Here is a 20,970-nt window from a genome sequence, read left to right on the forward strand (position 1 = left end):
CATTTGGATAAAGAAAACGAGTAATTTTGTGCATCTTTAAACAAGCGAAAGTGTACATGTTTAGATTGACATTTACACATGGAAAAAGAAGTGAAGAAAATGACATTTGTAGAGGATTCAAAAGAAGCGTTATTAGCCGAAAATGAACGTTTACGTATGGAAAATGACTATCTAAAAAAGTTGAATGCCTTAGTTCAAGAAAAGGAGAGATTACAGAACAAGACAAAGCACAAGTGATTCTTGAATTAAGGCATAAGTATAAAATTATTAACTTAGTCAAGGTCGCGGACCTTCCTCGCAGCACGTACTATTACTGGGTCGAGAAAATGAAGCGTCCTGACAAGCACAAGCTAGTTAAGAGTGTAATAAAACAAATATTTCACGAACACCAAGGGAGATATGGATACCGCAGAATTACGATGGAGTTACGAAATCAAGGTTATTTACTTAATCATAAAACTGTCCTTAAGTTAATGAATCAACTTGGACTAAAATGCCTGGTACGGATGAAGAAGTACCGTTCCTACAGAGGAAATGTCGGAACGGTTGCACCAAACATATTGGAGCGTGATTTCAAGGCTTCTAAACCGAATGAAAAGTGGGTTACTGATGTGACAGAATTCCACCTCCATGGTGAAAAGCTGTATTTATCACCTATTTTAGACCTATACAATGGGGAAATCATTGCCTATAATCTAGAGAATCGTCCAGTATATCAATTAGTATCCAAGATGTTAGATAAAGCATTAGAGAGAATCAATGACGGAGACTCTCCTATCCTCCATTCAGATCAAGGATGGCATTATCAGATGAAAAAATATAATCACGTATTAAAAGAAAACAATATTGTACAAAGCATGTCCCGTAAGGGAAATTGTCTTGATAACGCGGTTATAGAGAGTTTCTTTGGTTTATTGAAATCTGAGTTATTATATCTCAAAGAGTTTGAAAGTATCGGTCATCTCAAGCAAGAATTAGAACAATATATTGATTACTACAACCACAAGCGGATTAAGGCAAAATTAAAAGGCATGAGTCCGGTTCAATACCGAATTCATACCTTATCAGCCGCCTAATATTCGTGTCTAACTTTTTGGGTTCAGATCAATTGCAGTGCCAATTTAATGCTATTAATAAGCGTTTTATTGTGTTATTTCGTTTTTTGTACTTCAAAACAGAACCCGTTACCGATTCGGATCTACCTTTTTTTCTTATTTCAGCGTTTCCGCTTTCCTTTTAAAAGCTGTGAGACATTTGTTTGAACAGGTGTTTCTAATTCATTAGACTTTTGTTTGATTAACATGAAAGGAATTCTTGATAACATGCGATAGCCGAATCTTCTTAACGTTATATCGATAAAAAATAGCAACATGGCAAGGAGTATTAACCATTGTTGAATACTCTTAGACTCTGTACTCACGTATTGAATATCTCGCATAGCTTGTTCCGGTGACGATACGACTTCTCCTCCCGTGCGGTTTGCTATATCTGACAAGAGTCCTGCGTTTGGAGGTTGAATTTTATATTCGTCGCTATATGGAATTGAAATGCCTGCTTGATACAAACCATTTTGTTCATTGGAAATACGAAGGAATATGAGCCCTGGATCTGCTTTAAAAGATACCCGACTTTTTCCTGGTGCAATCGGTTCAGACAAACTCTCTATTTCCTCACCCGATTCATTCACAGCGACAATATCCAAAAAGGCTGATTGTCCTGAAGGATCTAATACCGTATAGGAACCATCTTCAGATTTTCGAATATCAAACGGAACTTCACTATAGGATGGCAATAATCGAGATACGGACGTATTCCAAAAGTTCCCCCACTGATCGAAGCGTGCAAAATCTCCGCTCCATGCACCGCTTGAATCCGATGTATAAGCAATTGTTCTTCCGAGTCCATACATCCATTCAGCTAGAACGGGATCTTCTTTCGTACTTTCTGCAATAACAGATGCTGTTTGTTTTGCAGTAGTTGCAATGTAGGCATTTATTTGTGGAACTCCTTTCTCAAATAAACTCATCCACGCTGGATCGCCTTGAATCGTAGGATAGAAAGGATTGTCTTCGATATAAGTTCTTGAGATCATAACGGTTTCTCTTGATAAAATTGCTGGAATCGTACTTTCATCCATTACATCATAAAATCGGCCAGTCCCCATTTGCGATAACCCTTCTAGTAAAGAACGATCTGCGTCTTGACCAATCGCTACAGTGGACAGTGTAATGTTATCGGCTAAACCGTCAGCTATAAGTGTTTCATAGTCATTTTGCGTAGCTGACTGTCCATCCGTCAATAAAATAATGTGCTTACGCTGAAGTTTCAAATCACTTAGCCTTTCATAAGCGAGTTCTAACCCTGGATAAATTTCGGTACCTCCACCAACACTAACCGATAAGATTTTTTCAAGTGCTTCCTCTTTGTCAGTGAGTGTTTTTGCCTCTATGATTTCCCAAGGTTTATCATCAAATGCAATGAAACCTAATGTATCGTCTTCTCGTAACAACTCTACTGAGCGAGCAGCAGCTTCTTTGGCTAACTCGAATTTATTCCCCATCATACTGCCTGATCTATCCATCACAATTATGAGTCCCAGTGAAGGCAATTGTTGCTTTCCTTTCACTTCCATTTCTACAGGAAGTAACTTTTCAATAGGTGTTTTAAAATACCCACCTAATCCAAAGCTATTGTCTCCCCCAACCATCATGAAGCCAACACCGAAGTTTTTAACTGCTTGTTCGATCACTTTCATTTTGTCTTCCCCAACTAAATAACCCGGTACGTTATCAAAAATAATGGCGTCGTACTTCAAATAATTGGACAAATCATAAGGTAAATCTACAGCTGCAATATTATCTGTGTTAATGACTTGCTGATCAATAAAGTCTGGAATTGGTGAGGTCACTTGATCGTTACTGACTACTAACAAACTTGGTGCACGCTCGACCATTGTGACACTAGTCAATTCATTATTTTCCAATAAAGCATCGTTCGTTAAATTCAATTGAACCTCATATTTTAATAATCCTTCACCAGTTGAGGCATGACGAAGTGTAAAGGTGTTCGTTCCAGCTTGGATTTCTACTTGTTGGGTCAACAAGAATTCATCATTTTCAGATAGAATGAGTTCACCTATCACATCTTTTGAAGACTCCACTTCAACAACAAGTTGCTGTTGCTCCCCTTCAAACGCAACTGGTGGAGTTTCAAAACTTGTAATCGCGGCATCATCCGATTGTGGCCGGTTCAACATATACGTATCAATTTCCACATGACTTCCCGTCATTCTAGCAAGTTGTTCTTGCACTGAGCCGCTATTTTCTAATCCATCTGACAGTAATACTACTCTCGTGGCTTTTTTTTGGTCTGCCAAATTTGTGGCTAACTGAATACTTTCAGCTATGTTTGTTTTTCCATCTTGATTCGAACCAACAAGTTCTGGCACATCTTTTGTGTCCAATGATAAGGGTACCTGCGTTTGAAAGGAATCATCAAATGTATAGATCCCTATTGCCTGATGATCTTTCTTTTTTGCAAGGGATTGTGTCAAAAATTCAGTTATTTGCAGTTCAGTTCCTGCAGTTGATGCAGATTGATCAACCACGAACAAAATTTGCTCTTCTTTAATGGGCAATAAAATCATTGGCCCCGTCATCGCAAAGATAAGTAAAAAAATAACAGTCGCTCTGATACCGACGATTATTTGTTGTTCTCGAGTTTGGTACTTCTTATGTTTCCATCTGTCATAGATGAAATAAGCAATTGGCAACAAAAAAAGAAGTAACCAAATGGGTGATTCAATTCGTAAGTCCACGACGTCTTTGCACCTCCCATTCTGCTAGTAATAATAAAATAATGAGAAGTAAGAACCATGAGACCATTGAAGTTTGAATGGTTTCCTTTAAAGTTGTGTCAGAAGATGTTCCAATCGAGTAGGAAGATCCGGTTCGGATTTCTTTCTCTTGTTGTTCTAACAAAACGACAAATTGTTTTTCGACATCCCCAGACCTTAATGAATACATGCCTGGTTTTGCAGGTGCTGTGAATTGACTTCCTTGTTGCAGGGAGGAGATGTATTCATTTTCTTCAGAAAACACTTCCCATTCTGCATCCTCTTCGTCCGCTACTAATGAAATTGACTTTTTTTCCTTAGGAGAGAATATCCCTAGATAATCACTGTTTGTCGTCATTTGCTCTGCTGTACTCCACAAAAATAAAGGAAAAGAAGGGTGCAACGGCCAATCAGTCATTTGGACATCGGCTAAAACGATTAGATCGCCTTTTTGGCTTCGTTGAATAAAAGGTTCTTCATTCACGCGAGCAATCGTTTCGTAATTTTCGAAAGGTGGATATAGGCTACTGACATATAGGTCGTCCAAACTAGCATAGGCAAAAACATCATCTCTTTCAGTCATGACAACACCATTCACCTCATGAGCTTTTTCATCATTTCGGCCAATTAATAACACAGGTGATGTCGCTGTTTCGAGTAAAGAAGTTTGATTTGTCACGATTATTCCCTCTTCTGAAAGATCACTTAATTGTTCAGAAGGTACTGAACTCACAGGAATAGACATCGCTTGAAAAGCTGCTGTTACCAACTGATGTAACTGATTATCAACAAAAGTTTGGGATGTTTGTGACTGTAGTAAAACAGTGGATTCGTTATCAATTTGATAATCATCGTCAATTTGAAGAATAGCTTTTAAACCAGAAGCTAGTGGTAATTCTTTCATTGATAACGACAATGTTTCTTTTGCAGGGATACTAACAGGTTCTGAGTAAATCAGTTCATTATCATCGATTGAAGTAATAAGAAATCGACCTGTTTTTTCCTTAGATGAATCATTAACCAATTGAGCAAGGGCAGAAATTTTTTGATTGGTTTTGTTGGCACCAAATCTAAGAATCGATACATTTTCTAATGGTCCTTCAGATCCTTTAACAACCCAAGAAAGTCTTTCGTTTTCTAATGGGAGTCCAGTTCGATCTACATGATCTGTAAATAAATAAACAACAGTATCTTCACCTTTAACTAATGACTGTGTAAAATCCAACATTTTGGGTAAATGCTCTTGTTCATATTCAACTTCTAATTTATTAATAGCAGATTGAATTTTTGAGAGATCGCGTTCTTCCCGCAAGAGAATGGTAGGTTCTTCACCCATTTTCAGTAACGTGACAGGTTTACCTTCTAATTGCTCTGATAAAACCAACATGTCTCTTTTGTGTTGTTTAAAAATGCTTTCATTTTTCGAACCCGCAAGCATACTTGCTGATGTGTCGACCATCCAAATAATTTGCTCACCAGCAAGTGCACGAGATTTTATATAAGGCTGAAGCAAAGCAAAAGCGAGCAAAATTAAAGCAAGTATTTGGAGATAAAACAACGCATTTCGTTGCAAGTATTGTAAATAAGGAGAAACCTTTGTTTCTTTCATGACCGTTTCCCAAAAAAGAGTTGAAGAAATCGGTTGGTCTGTATATTTCTTTCTGAAAAAATAATAAAGTAGAACGATAAAAGGAATGAAAAATGCCCACAAAAATCCTAGTTGTCCAAAGCCCATGAATGGCTCACCTCAATTTATCCAGTTGGCACGAATCATTTGATGAAAAAAAATGTGGCTAATATCATCCTTCGTTTCAACTTTTAATGTATGAATGCCATAGCGACGGCAAAGAGAATCTAGCTCTTTAAAATGTTGAATTCTTTTCTTTTCGTATTCAGCAATTATTGTTTGAGAGACCGACACATTTACCCGTTGCTCTGTTTCTGAATCAATTAACTGTAAGTCTCCTGTAAAAGAAGGGTTGATATCCTCGCTAGACTGAATCAGCAATAAACGAATGTCTTGTGAAAACTTGGGCATTTTCCGAAGCATTTTCTCCCATTCCTCAATTGGCTCTAATCCATCAGTTAGGATAAATAACACTGTGCAATCCTTCGCAATATGCTGAGGGGTGATGGAAGTAAACAATTGAGTACTTGTCGGATTCGGAAGTTTCGAAACATGAGATGAAAAAGCTTTTCGATAAACAGCCCCTTTTCTTCTAAAAGGAATTGTCTTCTCCTCAGATACCAAGGCAAATGATAATCGATCATCTCTCCCAAGTACCAACTGACCTATGGAACTAGCTAATTGTTTAGCCAAAGTCCACTTTTTCTCGTTTTTCATAGATTTAGATCCATCAAGTACAATATGGACACGCATTTCTTGCTCATCCAAAAATCGTTTAATGAAATATTTATCTGTGCGTGCAAAAACATTCCAATCAATTTGACGCACATCGTCCCCTGGGTAATACTCTCGAAAATCGGAAAAATCAAGTGAGGAACCAAAACGCATCGAGCGATGAGATCCTTTGTGCTGACCGCGCAATTTAGATTTTGTTGCAATCTGTAGTCTTCCTATTTTAGAAGACCAATCTTCAGGTAAAAGTGAAGTAGTATTCATGTCAACTGACCTTGTTTAATCGTCAGAAGTAATTGATCTAAAATAGAGTCAGCTGTTTTTCCTTCTGCCTCCCCTTCGTAATTCAATAACATCCGATGTCTAAGTGCTGGTTTTGCTACCGATTTAATATCTGCGATCGACACATGATATCTTCCAGCCATCAATGCTCTAGCTTTTGCTAAACGTATTAAGCTTTGTAACCCCCGTGGACCACTGCCATATTGTACAAACTGTCGCACCTCTTCAGTAGCCTCTTCATTAGGGTGAGTGGCTGAAGTTAAGTCGATTGCATACGAAAGCATATCTTCAGCAATCAAAACTTCCTTAACCATTTGCTGAGCTTCCACTAACTCATTCGTGTTCATGATTTTCTGAAGTTGAACAGAAGTTGCGCCAGTCGTTCTTAAAACAATTTCTTTCAATTCTTCTTTCGTTGGGTAGTTCACCAAGATTTTGCATAAGAACCGGTCCATTTGAGCCTCTGGAAGAGGATATGTACCTTCCATTTCAATCGGATTTTGTGTTGCTAACACAAAAAATGGACGCGTCATTTGTTTTGTCTCACCTAATACGGTAACTGTTTTTTCGCCCATTGCTTCTAATAATGCACTTTGTGTTTTAGGCGTAGCACGATTGATTTCATCTGCAAGGACCATTTGACTAAAAATAGGACCTTGTTTAAAGGAGAATTGCTGTCTCCCATCCTCGGATTTTTCAATAATACTAGTACCTGTAATATCGGAAGGCATTAAATCGGGTGTAAACTGAATACGAGAAAAAGACAAATCCAACACGTCAGAAATTGTTCGTATGAGCATTGTTTTCCCTAAGCCCGGTAATCCCTCTAACAGTGCGTGCCCATCTGCTAATACAGAGTAAAGGGTGAAATCGACTGCTTCATTCTGACCAACGATAAACTCGCTTATTTCTTGTTTAACTAATTGTAATCGCTTGCTCATTTCTACATAATTCTCTGGTGTAAATGACATGTAATCCTCCTCATTCCTCACGTGTTTCGATTGATGAAAAATAATCTTGAACGATTCTCTGTAAGTCTGGTGGTAACTGCATGCGTTTGGAACTGTTTAAATAGGAGTCCTTGTAATTGCCGATTACTTCACCATATGGTTTCACAGTTCCTCTAGCTATTGGAGCATCCGTTTTTTGCTCCTCTGCAGAAGAGCCTTCTCCTAGTTTTCCACTATCCGTACTTGATTGGCTCGATCCACCTATTCGTGAAGGAACAGATAGGAGGTCTCTACTACCCGATCCTTGACCTGCACCAAGTCCTTGGCCTTGACTTTGCCCTTGCCCTTGGCCTTGTCCTTGACCTTGTCCTTGACCTTGACCTTGACCTTGGCCTTGTCCCTGACCTTGGCCTTGGCTTTGTCCCTTTCCTTGGCCTTGTCCTTGGCCTTGTCCTTGTCCTTGTCCCTGGCCTTGGCCTTGGCTTTGTCCCTGTCCTTGTCCTTGTCCCTGACCTTGGCCTTGACCCTGACCTTGGCCTTGACCCTGACCTTGGCCTTGGCTTTGGTTATTACTTTGTGTTGCGGATTGGCCATTGCCAGTTTGTGCATTTGAATTCGTTGCTTGAGATGCTAGTTGGTTTGCATCTCCAGAGGCTTTACCTATTTGACTAAGCACAGTCTGAGTTTCGCCAACTTGTTCTGCTAATTCTTTTGTTGCTTTTTGCAAAGCAGCCAACTCTTCTTTTTCTTCAGAAGTTAATGTTTTAGAATCACTATTTCCATCTGACGTTTTTTGTTTATTAGCTAATTGCTGTTCTCGCAATTGGAGTTCTTTTTGTTTTTTTACTAACTCCTTTAATGCCTCTTCTGAAGAATTCATTTTCTTTAATTGTTTTTCAAGTTGCTCCAGTTCTTTTGTCACTTTTTCGGATTTCGTTTTTTTCACTAATTTAGCAACATCTTTTTTTAATTCTTTCACTAATTCTTTTTCTACTTCAATATCCTTTGCAACGAGTTGAGTTTCTGAAGGAAACGTAAGTAGGATCACAAGAAAAATGCTAGCTATCAATATTCCGATTAAAGATTTCTTTTTCCATAAATTCTTTTTACGAAGTTTAAATAAATCAAATGCTGGATTTACTAATTGGAGCGTGCGATTTCGCAAAGCAGTTAGTAATAACGAATCCTGTTTAAATGAATTCAAAGCTGTGAGTAAAAGATTCTCCGGAAAGTAATGATCAAATAAGGATATGGAATCCTTGAATTTTGGCCTCTTCCATATGGTTAGTAGTAAGTAAATCAAGAAAATTAAGACGGCTGAAGCAATAGCCCAAAGTTGATAATGAGGAAACACAAATAATCGAGAAACAACATGAAATAAAACCATCGTTAAAATACTAAGGAGTATGCCCGTTTGCACCATTCTAAACATATACTCGCTTATTAAATGCCTATGTGTCTTGTTTACAGCCACGAGTATTTTGTCTCGACTATTCATGCTAAAAACCTCCTTATTTTAATTTTTTCATATTGACTCTTAATTTCTTGATTGAGATTGTGATAGCTCCAAAAGATAACAGAACATAAAAGATTATATAGCTAGCCCACACTGGGAAATCGATTTTAGTTTGCATATTCACAAAATTTTCAGTAACAGGATTTAATAATGTATACATGAGTATACCTGGATTAATACTTGCCCAAAAATAAGCAAATGGCGCTGGACTTTGAGTTAAGCCAGGATTTGGTCCGCTCATTTGGTTTACTTGTATAGAAATTAGAAAGAAAAATAAAGTAACACCTGATAAAAAAATCATCGTGCCATATGTTGCAATCATGGACACAATCGTTTTTCGAGTCAATGTAGAAAACATGACTCCAATACTTCCTACAGCAATCATTGTTAAGATGAAGAATAAGAAGATAACGCCTAATTGGCCAGGAGAAATCCCGCCAAAGAGAAAGACTAAGCTGTAAATCGGTAAGCCTGCTAGAAGCATTAATAACAAAAATGCGATGGAAGAACTTAATTTTCCAATGATGATCTGCAGGGAACTTTGAGAAGTTGTCAAAAGCATATTTAAGGTTTGTTTTTCGCGCTCGGAACTAATCGTACCTGCTGTTAATCCGGGTGTAATAAACAAGATTAGACCTAATTGAATGAATGTTAATAAGCCAAACAGGAAGAAACTTTGGTCTGGTCGGAAAAATCCTTTGCCTGTAAATTGAGTCGTTAAAAAGATGAAACCAAAAACAAAAATGCTCATCGCGATTAAGTAAAACAAAATACCTGTAAAGCTTTTCAAAGATCGGAAGCGGAGTTTTACTTCCTTAATGAGTACAGGATTATTCATGTTCACTCTCATAAAGTCTCCACTCCTTTCGTTATTTCCATAAAGACATCCTCTAAGTCTGTTTCCATTTCAGCAAAGGACAAGATGGAGAGGTTTTCTTCTACCGCGTGTTTTAATAATCGAAGTTGGTCTTCTTCTGATCCTCTGTATTTAAATGTAATCGTATGAAGGTCTTCTTTTTGTTCCAATCCAGTGACAAATGGATCTTCCTCAAAAAACCGAGTAGCTCGATCAGTTAACCCTTTCAATTTAACGGTTATTAGGCGTTCCCCTTTTAGTTGAGCTTGAATATCGGAAACAGATCCATGTGCGATTAATTTACCTCCATCTATGACACCGATTTCATCACACATTTCTGCAAGCTCAGGCAAAATATGAGAAGAAATTAAAATCGTTTTGCCCATACCTTTTAATTGTTTTAAGATATCTCTCATTTCCACTCGAGCTCGAGGATCTAATCCTGAAGCAGGTTCATCTAGTATCAAAACTTGCGGATCATGAATCAATGCTCTAGCTAAACATAACCGTTGTTTCATTCCCCGTGATAATAAATCAACATACTCATATCGTTTATGCGATAAATTCACTAGTTCTAATAATTGAGGAATTAACTCAGCACGTTGTTTTTCAGGAATTCCATAGCTCGCACCATAGAAATCCAAATACTCGTCTGCTTTCAACTGATCATATACACCAAAAAAGTCGGGCATATAGCCAATTTGCTTTCTCACTTCATGAGGCTCTTTACGAACACTTTTCCCATTAATAATGGCGTCTCCAGCTGTTGGTTGAAGAAGAGTGGCCAATATCGAAAACGTTGTTGATTTACCCGCTCCATTTGCACCAACAAAACCAAAAACTGTTCCTTCACTTAAATTTAAATTCAAGTTATTTAAGGCATAAAAAGAACCATATTTTTTGGTCAGTCCTACTATTTCTATCATTATTGGACCTCCCCTTTTAATCGTAATTCTGGTAGTCGTGTATAATCGTCACCATTTATTCCTTGTTTGTCTATTTTAAATTGGACCATTCCTTCAGTTGAAACATACTCACTGACTTTTTCTTTAATTGAAAAACGACTACCTTTTACTTCTTCAAATGCTTTTGTGTTCCAATTAAAGATTTCAATTTGCATCGTTGCTGAATTCGTATTAGCAAGCATTAGTTCTGTCCATTTAACTTTTTCCAAAGGCATATTGGCAGGTATTTTCCAATCATAAATATACGTGCCATTGACCATAATCCATTCGAATTTACTCGTACCCATCTGTTCAAAATAAGCTGACGGGTCATCGGAACTAACGTTTATATCAAAGGATGTTGCGGGCAATGTAAAGTCTCCTGAAAATATGGTTGTTGGTGAAAATCTTTGATAAACCATATTAATGGCAGAAATTTCTGCTCGTTCGTTCGCCATTTTTATTGGAACAATAGGATCTTCTGTATGAGCCACAATAGCTGGCTCTGTTGCTCTGTTACCTAACATTTGAGACATACGTAGCAAGCTATTTTTCCGTTCCTTAGGGAGGTCAGCAGCGTTCATAATTGCTGTATTTCCCATGTAAGATGAAGAGGCAGTGATAGGAGATAAAACGGCAGCTCCGATTGGTTCATTCACTTCAATGGACTCGTTTGGATCGAGATTACCTAACTCAATCATTTTTGTGCCAGACCAAATCGCTACATCTTTTAGTGCAAATGAAAATTCATTTTTTACGGTTCCTCGTACAATTCCTTTTTCAACCGTTAAATCGATATTAAAATTCCCACCTTCTTTAATGGTTGATTCACCTAAAACAGATGATACCGACCAATAGCCAACGTCACGAACAGTTAGCTGTGTTTTATTCGCCTTCTCTTCTAAGATGGAGAGTCCTTGAACACTGGCTACTGGACCACCGTAACCACTATTCATCCCTTTTGACCCGACCATCGTTGTACCTGGTTCAGATTCAAAGGTGAAATTTCCACTTCGATTTGATAGAAGAGATTCTACATAATAACCTGTTAAGCTTTTATCTTTTTGGACTTCGTAAAAACTGACTTGTTGAATTTGAGGGCGCACTAATCGATCCTTCGCACCATAAGCAAATATGGCAACAGAAGCTACGATAGAAATCACCGGAATAATCCACCATGCATATTCCCTTTTATCTTTGCGTTTTAGGAAAACGTACAAGAGAGGACCTACTAGTAAAATGTAAAAGACAACAATGACCAGCATGAGAGTCGTAGAAATCTGAAAAGATGGAAACAGTTCATTTATTGAACCCAACTCATAGGTCATTTGTTCCTTTATACCTTGATGGTTCATATACATGCCGTAATTTGTTGTTAGTCCAACATTTGCTTTTTTAATAATGTCTGCAAGGAACACGGTTGCATTCGTCTCTTTTGAAAAAGGTTCATCTCCTAATGAAAATGATGTTTGGATTATGGCCCCTTTCCCAACATTTTTCATTGCTGCAAGCGGATTGCTTTCTGATTGAAGTAAAACTCGTGAGCCTTCATTTTTTGAAGCAACAAACGAACTAATCGGGTTTTTAAATTCTTTATTGGAAATAAAAGATGACAGAACTTCTTTCGAAACTTCCTGTCTTTCCTTTGATAATGTTAAAGGCAAGTGAGTTGCGAGCATGCCAACTTCAGCAGTTACATTGTCAGATGCCCCAATCATGACAACCCCACCAGTTTGAATCCAATCCAATAATGCTTTTTGTGCATCCTCGGATAAATCAGCTAAAACATATTCATCGACAATGATAAAATTCGCTAGTCCATATGAAGATGCAGCCGTTGGAAATTCAAAATTCTTTATTTGACCAAGATGAATCGTTTGCTGGTCGCCCATCGAATTTAGCTTCATAGAAGAAAACGGACGAACTCGATCAGCACTTTCAGATAAGGTTAAAACAAAAGTAGATTCTGGTCCGTAAAAATTGGGACGGACCGATTTATTTCCCTTATAGGAAATTTCTTTCCCGCTTTCCCAATCCCCTTCATAAAAATAAAACATTTGTGAGTTTGTTCCTGAATACATAAATTCATCAGATAAACCAGGCAATGATAAGGTAATGGTTTTCATTTCACCTGAGCCGACCGTAATGGGAAAGGCTTTTGCAGAACCTACACCGTATGATTCAGAGGAATCAATGACTAAGTCCCCTGAAAATTCATCCCCTTTGTTTGTAATGGTTAAAGTTAAAGGTAATCCTTGTCCATGTTTAACTTTGTTTTGAAACCCTGCTGTCGCTTTTACATCTAATTGGGATGCTGCATACGCTTCTGAATAAGTCATATTGCTTAGAATATATAATAAGCTTAATGCAAAACACCACCGTAAAAATTGCTTCATTTGTACTTCCCCCTTCTCTCTATATTAATTAGTACGAAACAACTAAATATAAGTTGCGGGAAAAATGAAAATAATAACATTTTTTTGTAAGAAAGAAGGATTGTTCTTTATCATTAATCTTTTTCGTTTTCATTGTTTTCTTCGTCAGCTAAACTAGCCATATATTTTGAAATAACTTTGGGAATTGGTACTCCAATTTGATGTAGATTTTCGATAATCGATAATCCTTCCATCCCAATGTAAAAATAGAGAGCAATTGTTTTAAATGCAGGGACATCAGTGGTAGTTAGCGCATCCAACCAATTTGCTAAAATGATGACTAACATAATGGTGGCTTTCTTCAAAAATCCTTTATAGCCAATTTTTGAGTTTACTTGTCGTTTGATTGCCGCTTTGATTAATCCCGTAAAAATATCAATACACATAAAAACGATTAGTACCGTCATTAACATTTCCCAGCCTCCTACGATATATAAAAACCATGAGCTAACAAATGTTGTAGACAATAGTATTTTCCCCATTCCTCTCACCTCCTGTAATTTAGACCTAAAATAAAAACCCTTCTATTTGAAGGGTTTTACGTAAACACATTACTAGGTAAATTCGATTGAGAAGACTTTCTTAGGTTGAACGCTAGTAATATTTATTTTTCTTAACAATCCTTCTATTTAATATATGTTTCTTAACCTATTATTGACTCACGCATTTTACTAATTGATAGAATCATTGTTTCACAATGCATGTAATTCTTTCTCAACCTCGTGTAAAATTCATTGAAATTTGTTTTCAACTAATTTACTAGTCCAGCCACACTCATTGTATATACTGAACAAAATTACAGGTTTTCGCATTAAATAAAAGAATGACATGTAGAAAGGAAATGAAATTGCCAAAAAAACCTCCTAAATATAACCATCACCTTAAGCCACATCAACCTGATCATTCGTCAAATGAATCTGCCATTCATCAAGCAACTGCTTTTTTAAATAAAGAATTATGCGTTGAAGCAAAAGTAACTGTTAATCCTGATGTATCGATAGGTCCAGTAATGGTGGAATGTTATGAAGCAGAAGTAGAACCAATTTCAATAACTAAAAACAAATCAGACGAGTGCACCGTTATTGTAAGTCAATTAATTCGCGTTAGAATACCACTTCAATTTAGTGCGAAAGTTGATGCAGAGAAAAACAAGGTTGGTTGCAAGAAACTTTCAAACAAACCTTGTGGCTGTGATTGTGACTGTGACTGTTGATGAATATTAATGAATAAGACAAGAAAGCATCCTTTTATACAGAGATGTTTTCTTGTCTTATTTGCATGTGAAATAAATATAAGTATTAAATTTAATAATTTGGGACCTCAATTCATATGATTTCAGTTCTACTTCATAAATTTAAATGATTTATTACTAGAGACTAAAATCTATATTTTTTCCAAATTAGGTAGAAAGCTCAGACTTTTATTTACTATATGAATCTACTAGAAGGAGTAACAAAGAGGAGGTGATATTATGAGTGAACAAATACCATGTGGTTGTGGTGAAAATGGTTTAGCTGCTTCAGCTTTTGATACACCTGAAGTCTTAGCACCTGGATGTACACGAACTGTAAGTAAAGAAGTATGTGTTGAAGCGAATGTAACAATCAGACCTACCGTTGAAGCAAGAACTCCAATCGTGACTTGTGTTGGAGGTCCTTCTCTAAGAAGTTGTGTAGCACAGGGCTTTATCCCAAGTGAAACCGGTTTATGTACATTTACCGTCTCTCAAGTTCTTTGTGTGAATGTTCCAATTCATTTTGATGCACAAGCTCGTGTTGTAAGAGGAACTGTAGCGTGTGGAGCATCCTTCCCAAATGAAAACTGTCGTACGACACCCCCAGCTGTGTAGCTTTTAGATTTTAACTTTTGTGCACCATAAGTGAAATCCTATGGATCTTCCAAGTGATGTACATTATTTGTCACGGTCTTTGTTAATGAGAGACGTTCTGCTATTCAGAACGTCTTTGATTAGTAGAAATAACATAGCCGACGATCAAAATATTTTTCATTAATATATCCAGAACAATTTGATTCACCTTTATTTAGTAGGAATTAAATTCTATTCTTTTCTCTAATTAGGTAGAAAGCTCAGACTTTATTTTACTATATGAATCTATTAGTAGGAGGAACAAGAAGGAGGTGATTTTATGAATGAACAAAAACCATGTGGTTGTGGTGGAAATAATATAGCAAATTCCGCTTTGGATCCATTTGAAGAAGTGCTCGCTCCTGGGTGTGATCGAACAGTTAGTAAAGAAGTGTGTGTTGAGGCAAACGTTACAATTAGACCTACAGTAGATGCGAGAACTCCAATTGTGAATTGTGTTGGAGGTCCTTCTCTCCGTAGTTGTGCAGCACTGGGTTTCATCCCAAGTGACACCGGTACCTGTACATTTTCAGTATCGCAAGTTCTATGTGTGAATGTTCCAATTCATTTTGACGCAGAAGCTCGCGTTGTAAGAGGAACAGTAGCATGTGGAACAACTTTCCCCGAAGGAAATTGTCAAGATGAACCAAGCACAGCTTGTACCTTCTCGCAGGGAAGATTTCGAACCGATGAAGAGTTAACAGCGGAATTACTTGCATCTGCTCCAGGAGGTCAAATTGTTCTTGGAATTGGAACCCAGGGATTTAGCTTCACTGTGGATTCAATGGATGATGTAGATACTGTGTATAATAACGAAGTGCCGACAAGGCCGATGGGACCAGGTTTGGCTGCATATAACAATTTATATATTCAATTATTGGCAGCAAACTTAAATGTATTGAACAATGCTACTTGTCCATTTGCAGAAACTGCTATAGCTGCAGCAAATGCTTTCCTTGCATCTGGTGTTGTAAGTAATGATACAGCATCAACTTTAGGTACGGCTTTAGATACCTACAACAATGGAAATGCAGCAGGATGTCCGGAACACTGTGAATAAACGTTTAAAACACGAAAGCCGTTCTGAATTCAGAACGGCTTTTTCCTTTTAGAATTTTATAATGATCTTAAATACGATTCAATAAAAGGAACCAGCGTATCGATGACTCTTTCGTCTGGATTAAGCTTCGCATGGTGAAGACCATATGATGAATCAACACCTGCCCAAAATAACAAGCCAGGGATTTCTTGTAGGAAATATCCAAAGTCCTCACCCGTCATTGCCGCCTCGCATTCTATGGCAATAGTGGAATCGTCTTGATTAGCAAATGATAAAAAGTTTTGAGTGATGTCTTCTGTATTATAAACTTGATAATACGATGAACCATAGTCAATAAGCACTTTACAGTCGAACGCTAATTCAGTGGCTTGGCAAAATACCTCAATTTTTTCTTTAACATGGGTCATTGTGTATGCATCCAATGTTCGAATCGTACCTTCTAATCTTGCATGACCTGAGATAATATTTTGCACAGTGCCTGATGTCATTTTTCCGATCGTCACAACAGCAGAGTCGAGTGGATTAATCGATCGACTCACAATCGTTTGTAATTGCATCAGTAAATTAGCTGCCGCAACGGTCATATCTCTCGTTTTATGTGGGAAAGCCGCATGTCCTTCAATCCCCTGTAGATCTATAAACAATTCGGATGTATTGGCGAATAATAGACCTGGTCGTGTTGCAATTGTCCCAACGGGATATTCAGGTGCAATATGAAACGCAAATATCATATCCGGAACTAGTTCTGGATGTTCCTCTATTAACCATTCTCTCATCGGCAGTGCGCCACCAGGACCTTCTTCAGCAGGCTGAAATAGAAATACCATGGAATCATGAATAGGAGATTCGATGATTCTTTGTAAAATACCTAAAGCTACTGTCATGTGAATATCATGTCCACATGCATGCATAAAACCTGAGTGAATCGATTGAAATGGAAGTGATGTTTGTTCGTTTATCGGCAAACCATCTATATCCGTTCGCCAACCAATTGTCTTTTGCGGATTTAATCCAGTTACATGCACAACGATACCCGTTTTCCATTTAACGATTTTTAAACGCTCTTGATTAAAAGAAGAGATAATCTCCATTAAATAAGCTTGTGTTTTAAACTCTTGAAAACCGATTTCTGGAATCTGATGTAGCTCTCGTCTAATTTGTTGAAGAGTTTTCATACTGGCTCCTACAATTGGCGAAGTTCTTGCATAATTTCTGTTTTCGATTTTGTTTGATCATCTATTTCTTTAATAACTTTCGCTGGTGTACCTGCAACTACGGTATAAGGAGGAACATCTTTTGTCACAATAGCACCTGCCGCAACTACTGCTCCCTTACCAATTTTCACACCTTCTAACACAACTGCATTTGCGCCTATTAAAACGTCATCCTCAACAATTACAGGCATAGCAGATGGTGGCTCAATAACGCCTGCTAATACAGCTCCTGCGCCAATATGACAGTTCTTTCCTACTGTCGCACGTCCTCCAAGTATGGCACCCATATCGATCATCGTACCGTCACCAATTACCGCACCGATATTAATAACAGCACCCATCATGATGATACAGTTATTTCCGATTTCAACTTGGTCACGGATAAACGCACCTGGCTCGATTCGTGAATTGATTCCTTTTAAATCTACTAAAGGTATTGCTGAATTACGGCGATCATTTTCTACTACCACATCTGTTATTTGATTTTTATGATCTTCTAAAGCTTTTTCGATTTCAGTCCATTCACCAAATAAAACAAGTGAATTCCCTTCACCAAAAATCTTAGTATTTTCACCAAAAGATAAATCTTTTAAGTTTTCACCATTTACATAAACTTTTACAGGTGTTGATTTTTTCGCATGTTGTATATACGAGATAATTTCATAAGCATCCATTTGTTTCATTCGAGTTGAACCCCTTTCAATCTTGCAAAATATGGACTAATTGTACAGGAAAACGAACAATAATACACGAATTTATTTTGAATAATCATGCAAAATTGATGCATGTTCTTTCACGACTTTGACAAAAGCCTCAACTTGTCTTAATTCAAAAGCGGAATCATAACCGATTAACCAGGTATCTCGTGTTAATTCAAATTCCTCAGCTTGATTTGTTAAAGGAATTTTATTGATCGGTTCAAGTCCATTTAAAGTGATGGACGGTAAAATCGCATAGCCAATACCATTTAAGGCCATTTGTTTACATGTTTCGATTTGGTCTACCGTAATTTGGCGTTTTGGACTTGAAGAAAAATGTCGCTGCCACCAAGCTTGAATCTCTTGATAATAATTTGAATCACTTTTAAATTGTATAAACGGTCGATCTGTAGACAAAACATCTTGAACCGAGGTAAGTTCTTGGTCAACTAAATATAAAGTATCTCGGAATAAATGGATCTTTGTTCCCTTCCATTCTGTATGTCCACGAACGATTCCAATATGGGCATCTCCATCATATAACGCCTTAACAATTTCTGAACTCCAACCAGTGATCAGTGAAATTTTTGCTTCTGGATATTGAGTGACGAAATCTTTTAATACCATTGGCAGCCAGTTTTGACCAACAATTGATGCACATGCAATTTTTAGAGTGCCATGTACTTTAGAGATTAATGACTGAATCGTCTCAAATACTTCTTCCTGCTTAGCCAATTGATCGATTGAATATTGAATCACAAGTTCTCCCGCTGATGTGGCGGTTAAACCTTTTTGGGAACGAATAAACAGCTGAGTACCCCACTCTTTTTCAATCGATTGCAACCTTTGCGAAAGTGCGGGTTGCGATAAAAAAAGCCGTTCTGCAGCCTTTCTCATATTACGTTCTTCAGCTAATATTTTTATAATTTGAGATTCATTTGACGTCATTTTTTTCACTCCAATGAACTTGCTAATATCATGAACATTTCGAAAAAAAGAAGACCTCACAAGGAGATCTTCTATTATTCTTTCATATTACTGATTATTTTGATAGATATGTTTTTTTAATTGTTTCAATACAACTCTACGCGTTAAAATTCCTACAAATGTTTCCTCATCATCAATAACACATAAAAAAGGATTATTAATTAATAAATCAAGTCCACGTTTAAATTTCTCTGAAACATGAATGGAGGGAACAGGTTGTAACATCACTTCATCTACTTTAATGTCATGTAAACGTTCATATTCAATATGATCAAGTCCTAATATCGCATCAGTTATCATTTGAGTACTTACGAGCCCTTTTAGACGATATTTAGTATCTAAAACTGGAATGGATGAATAACCGGTTTTAGTTAACACTAATAATGCATGTTCTGCACTATTTCCTAATTGAACATGAGCAACTTTTTCAGATGAGATGATGAATTCTTCGATTTGCATATCCAAAAAATCTCTGCTTGTAACCGAAATCATACACTTCTACTCCTTCTTATGTTCTTTAAAAGAACAACAAACTACTTCTTTATCATATCACAAAGTCACTCAAAAAAAGAGAAAGACAACTCAATATAGCTTCATCAATATGTAAAAAAAATACTTCTCCACGAATTATCGCGAAGAAGCAACATAATAAAAGATAATAACAAACATGAAAATCATAGCTACCAGATATGACCAAATAACTGGATTAAAAAGCGCGGGATGTTCTTTGATTTCACCTGAAATTGGTGCATCATTCACACTTTGTCTCTGTCTTTCAAACCTCATCACTTTAAGTGTTGCATACAAACTGATTCCACCAACAATAATAATCATGCCGACTAACGGCCATGTCCACATACCCATGTCAACTTCATCCTTTCAAGATTGTATGAAGTAGTATGGGCATCTTAAATAGAATCATTCATCAAAATGGAAATTTATTCAACCATTGACCACCATCTAATGTGACAATTTCGCCATTCATATAAGCTGCTTTTTCAGACATCATGAACGATGCTAGGTCTGCAATTTCTTCTGGTCTTCCAAGACGACCTAACGGCACTGAGTTCAACGTTCTTCTTGCAGCTTCTTCGGATTCCCAAAGTTTTTCTGCTCCACCAGTTCGTTCGATTGGTCCAGGTGCAATCCCGTTTACTCGAATACCATATTTTGTTCCCCACTCAACTGCTAAAGTGCGGGTAAGAGACATAACGCCTGCTTTTGCTGCTGCTGAATGAGCAATTCCCGCTCCTGCATTCCAAGCATACGTTGCAATAATATTAAGAATTGAGCCTTTTTGTTCCTTTTCAATCCAATAGTTCCCCACTGCGTGAGAACAGAAGAACGTTCCATTTAAAACGATATCTATAACTGACTTCCAGCCATTTGGTGTTAATTTCTCTGCGTGTACAATGAAGTTTCCAGCTGCATTATTAACTAATCCATCAATCCGGCCAAACCTTTCATCCGTATAGGCAACCATTGCCTTCACATGTTCTGGTTCACGAACGTCCATTTGAAAAATCCCAACACAGCTATCATCATGCGAAATTGCTTTTTGAGCCGTCTCTAATCTTTCCAAATTTCGTCCTGTAATGACTACGTTTGCACCCTCTTCGACAAACCGTTTTGCCATATAAAAACCCATTCCACTTGATCCACCCGTTACGATAATTGTTTGGTCTTTTAATAACATATGATTCAGCCCCTTTTATTGAATGAATATTCACTCATTATCGTATCATGACTTTATAATTCTGTCTTTCTAAATGAGATGTTTATTGGAAAAAATTCTTTCCGAAATTGTGTGAAAAAGATGAATTTTAGAAAGTGCCATCTGAATCCTTGAATAGGCACAATGAATTCTTGAATACACCGATCGAATCCTCGAATGACCCCCACCAAATGGAGAATACAAAAAAAGCCATAAAAAACCGATGTGACTTGTGTAAGCTCACATCGGTTCG

Annotated in this window: 18 protein-coding genes and 1 pseudogene; 4 read left to right on the forward strand and 15 right to left on the reverse strand. The window is 37.3% G+C overall.

Translation table 11 applies throughout. The features are described 5' to 3' along the window. Positions 1 to 108: 108 nt before the first annotated feature. A pseudogene (locus ACHUE4_RS06675) lies at positions 109 to 1,076 on the forward strand (IS3 family transposase); the annotation flags it as partial. A 140-nt stretch (positions 1,077 to 1,216) separates the two neighbouring features. On the opposite strand, the gene ACHUE4_RS06680 reads toward ACHUE4_RS06675, so the two are convergent. The 9 genes from ACHUE4_RS06680 to ACHUE4_RS06720 all read right to left on the reverse strand — a co-directional run bounded on the left by ACHUE4_RS06680 (position 1,217) and on the right by ACHUE4_RS06720 (position 13,659). Continuing rightward, entirely contained in the window at positions 1,217 to 3,817 is a 2,601-nt protein-coding gene (locus tag ACHUE4_RS06680; RefSeq protein ID WP_394188599.1) for a VWA domain-containing protein, read from the reverse strand. Continuing rightward, complete coding sequence (locus tag ACHUE4_RS06685) at positions 3,801 to 5,570, reverse strand: vWA domain-containing protein (RefSeq protein WP_394188600.1); 1,770 nt, start codon at positions 5,568 to 5,570, stop codon at positions 3,801 to 3,803. Before ACHUE4_RS06685 ends, ACHUE4_RS06680 begins: the two co-directional genes overlap by 17 nt. 12 nt (positions 5,571 to 5,582) lie before the next feature. Beyond that, on the reverse strand, positions 5,583 to 6,458 hold the full coding sequence (locus ACHUE4_RS06690; protein ID WP_394188601.1) for a DUF58 domain-containing protein: 876 nt from the start codon (positions 6,456 to 6,458) through the stop codon (positions 5,583 to 5,585). Next, entirely contained in the window at positions 6,455 to 7,447 is a 993-nt protein-coding gene (locus ACHUE4_RS06695; RefSeq protein WP_394188602.1) for an AAA family ATPase, read from the reverse strand. The genes ACHUE4_RS06690 and ACHUE4_RS06695 overlap by 4 nt, the downstream gene beginning before the upstream one ends. A 10-nt stretch (positions 7,448 to 7,457) precedes the next feature. Continuing rightward, entirely contained in the window at positions 7,458 to 8,924 is a 1,467-nt protein-coding gene (locus ACHUE4_RS06700; protein ID WP_394188603.1) for a hypothetical protein, read from the reverse strand. 13 nt (positions 8,925 to 8,937) lie between these two features. Then, entirely contained in the window at positions 8,938 to 9,792 is an 855-nt protein-coding gene (locus ACHUE4_RS06705; RefSeq protein WP_394188604.1) for an ABC transporter permease, read from the reverse strand. Next, positions 9,789 to 10,724 (reverse strand): ABC transporter ATP-binding protein, encoded by a 936-nt coding sequence (locus ACHUE4_RS06710; RefSeq protein WP_394188605.1) that lies wholly within the window; start codon positions 10,722 to 10,724, stop codon positions 9,789 to 9,791. The genes ACHUE4_RS06705 and ACHUE4_RS06710 overlap by 4 nt, the downstream gene beginning before the upstream one ends. After that, positions 10,724 to 13,138, reverse strand: a complete 2,415-nt coding sequence (locus ACHUE4_RS06715) for a DUF7408 domain-containing protein (protein WP_394188606.1) — start codon at positions 13,136 to 13,138, stop codon at positions 10,724 to 10,726. The genes ACHUE4_RS06710 and ACHUE4_RS06715 overlap by 1 nt, the downstream gene beginning before the upstream one ends. A gap of 113 nt (positions 13,139 to 13,251) precedes the next feature. Next, positions 13,252 to 13,659, reverse strand: coding sequence for a phage holin family protein (locus ACHUE4_RS06720; RefSeq protein ID WP_394188607.1), 408 nt, complete (start codon positions 13,657 to 13,659; stop codon positions 13,252 to 13,254). Positions 13,660 to 14,024: 365 nt separating this feature from the next. On the opposite strand from ACHUE4_RS06720, the gene ACHUE4_RS06725 reads away from it, so the two are divergent. The 3 genes from ACHUE4_RS06725 (at position 14,025) to ACHUE4_RS06735 (ending at position 16,104) form a co-directional block, all read left to right on the forward strand. Then, complete coding sequence (locus ACHUE4_RS06725; protein ID WP_394188608.1) at positions 14,025 to 14,390, forward strand: hypothetical protein; 366 nt, start codon at positions 14,025 to 14,027, stop codon at positions 14,388 to 14,390. A 258-nt stretch (positions 14,391 to 14,648) separates the two neighbouring features. Then, entirely contained in the window at positions 14,649 to 15,026 is a 378-nt protein-coding gene (locus tag ACHUE4_RS06730; protein ID WP_394188609.1) for a hypothetical protein, read from the forward strand. 298 nt (positions 15,027 to 15,324) lie between these two features. Further along, on the forward strand, positions 15,325 to 16,104 hold the full coding sequence (locus tag ACHUE4_RS06735) for a hypothetical protein (RefSeq protein WP_394188610.1): 780 nt from the start codon (positions 15,325 to 15,327) through the stop codon (positions 16,102 to 16,104). Positions 16,105 to 16,160: 56 nt separating this feature from the next. Here ACHUE4_RS06735 and ACHUE4_RS06740 read toward each other — a convergent pair whose 3' ends face one another. The 6 genes from ACHUE4_RS06740 to fadH all read right to left on the reverse strand — a co-directional run bounded on the left by ACHUE4_RS06740 (position 16,161) and on the right by fadH (position 20,699). After that, entirely contained in the window at positions 16,161 to 17,279 is a 1,119-nt protein-coding gene (locus ACHUE4_RS06740; protein ID WP_394188611.1) for an N-acetyldiaminopimelate deacetylase, read from the reverse strand. Positions 17,280 to 17,287: 8 nt separating this feature from the next. Beyond that, a complete protein-coding gene (gene dapD, locus ACHUE4_RS06745; protein WP_394188612.1) occupies positions 17,288 to 18,001 on the reverse strand; it encodes a 2,3,4,5-tetrahydropyridine-2,6-dicarboxylate N-acetyltransferase in 714 nt (237 codons plus the stop codon). 72 nt (positions 18,002 to 18,073) lie between these two features. Then, positions 18,074 to 18,964, reverse strand: a complete 891-nt coding sequence (locus tag ACHUE4_RS06750; RefSeq protein WP_394188613.1) for a LysR family transcriptional regulator — start codon at positions 18,962 to 18,964, stop codon at positions 18,074 to 18,076. Between the two features lie 87 nt (positions 18,965 to 19,051). Next, positions 19,052 to 19,495 (reverse strand): cyclic-di-AMP-binding protein CbpB, encoded by a 444-nt coding sequence (gene cbpB, locus ACHUE4_RS06755; RefSeq protein ID WP_394188614.1) that lies wholly within the window; start codon positions 19,493 to 19,495, stop codon positions 19,052 to 19,054. Positions 19,496 to 19,630: 135 nt separating this feature from the next. After that, the gene (locus ACHUE4_RS06760; RefSeq protein WP_394188615.1) at positions 19,631 to 19,867 is read right to left on the reverse strand and encodes a hypothetical protein; all 237 of its coding nucleotides are present in this window, start codon (positions 19,865 to 19,867) and stop codon (positions 19,631 to 19,633) included. 61 nt (positions 19,868 to 19,928) lie between these two features. Further along, a complete protein-coding gene (gene fadH, locus ACHUE4_RS06765; RefSeq protein WP_394188616.1) occupies positions 19,929 to 20,699 on the reverse strand; it encodes a 2,4-dienoyl-CoA reductase in 771 nt (256 codons plus the stop codon). Between the last annotated feature and the right edge of the window lie 271 nt (positions 20,700 to 20,970).

This window comes from Paenisporosarcina quisquiliarum (assembly GCF_043641925.1).
Lineage (GTDB): Bacteria > Bacillota > Bacilli > Bacillales_A > Planococcaceae > Paenisporosarcina > Paenisporosarcina quisquiliarum_A.

What these genes read in the sequence shown, in the direction of transcription:
- ACHUE4_RS06685 (WP_394188600.1), bottom strand. Translation starts at nt 5,570, where the DNA reads ATGGGCTTTGGACAACTAGGATTTTTGTGGGCATTTTTCATTCCTTTT.
- ACHUE4_RS06690 (WP_394188601.1), bottom strand. Translation starts at nt 6,458, where the DNA reads ATGAATACTACTTCACTTTTACCTGAAGATTGGTCTTCTAAAATAGGA.
- ACHUE4_RS06695 (WP_394188602.1), bottom strand. Translation starts at nt 7,447, where the DNA reads ATGTCATTTACACCAGAGAATTATGTAGAAATGAGCAAGCGATTACAA.
- ACHUE4_RS06700 (WP_394188603.1), bottom strand. Translation starts at nt 8,924, where the DNA reads ATGAATAGTCGAGACAAAATACTCGTGGCTGTAAACAAGACACATAGG.
- ACHUE4_RS06705 (WP_394188604.1), bottom strand. Translation starts at nt 9,792, where the DNA reads ATGAGAGTGAACATGAATAATCCTGTACTCATTAAGGAAGTAAAACTC.
- ACHUE4_RS06710 (WP_394188605.1), bottom strand. Translation starts at nt 10,724, where the DNA reads ATGATAGAAATAGTAGGACTGACCAAAAAATATGGTTCTTTTTATGCC.
- ACHUE4_RS06715 (WP_394188606.1), bottom strand. Translation starts at nt 13,138, where the DNA reads ATGAAGCAATTTTTACGGTGGTGTTTTGCATTAAGCTTATTATATATT.
- ACHUE4_RS06720 (WP_394188607.1), bottom strand. Translation starts at nt 13,659, where the DNA reads ATGGGGAAAATACTATTGTCTACAACATTTGTTAGCTCATGGTTTTTA.
- ACHUE4_RS06730 (WP_394188609.1), top strand. Translation starts at nt 14,649, where the DNA reads ATGAGTGAACAAATACCATGTGGTTGTGGTGAAAATGGTTTAGCTGCT.
- ACHUE4_RS06735 (WP_394188610.1), top strand. Translation starts at nt 15,325, where the DNA reads ATGAATGAACAAAAACCATGTGGTTGTGGTGGAAATAATATAGCAAAT.
- ACHUE4_RS06740 (WP_394188611.1), bottom strand. Translation starts at nt 17,279, where the DNA reads ATGAAAACTCTTCAACAAATTAGACGAGAGCTACATCAGATTCCAGAA.
- dapD (WP_394188612.1), bottom strand. Translation starts at nt 18,001, where the DNA reads ATGAAACAAATGGATGCTTATGAAATTATCTCGTATATACAACATGCG.
- ACHUE4_RS06750 (WP_394188613.1), bottom strand. Translation starts at nt 18,964, where the DNA reads ATGACGTCAAATGAATCTCAAATTATAAAAATATTAGCTGAAGAACGT.
- cbpB (WP_394188614.1), bottom strand. Translation starts at nt 19,495, where the DNA reads ATGATTTCGGTTACAAGCAGAGATTTTTTGGATATGCAAATCGAAGAA.
- ACHUE4_RS06760 (WP_394188615.1), bottom strand. Translation starts at nt 19,867, where the DNA reads ATGGGTATGTGGACATGGCCGTTAGTCGGCATGATTATTATTGTTGGT.
- fadH (WP_394188616.1), bottom strand. Translation starts at nt 20,699, where the DNA reads ATGTTATTAAAAGACCAAACAATTATCGTAACGGGTGGATCAAGTGGA.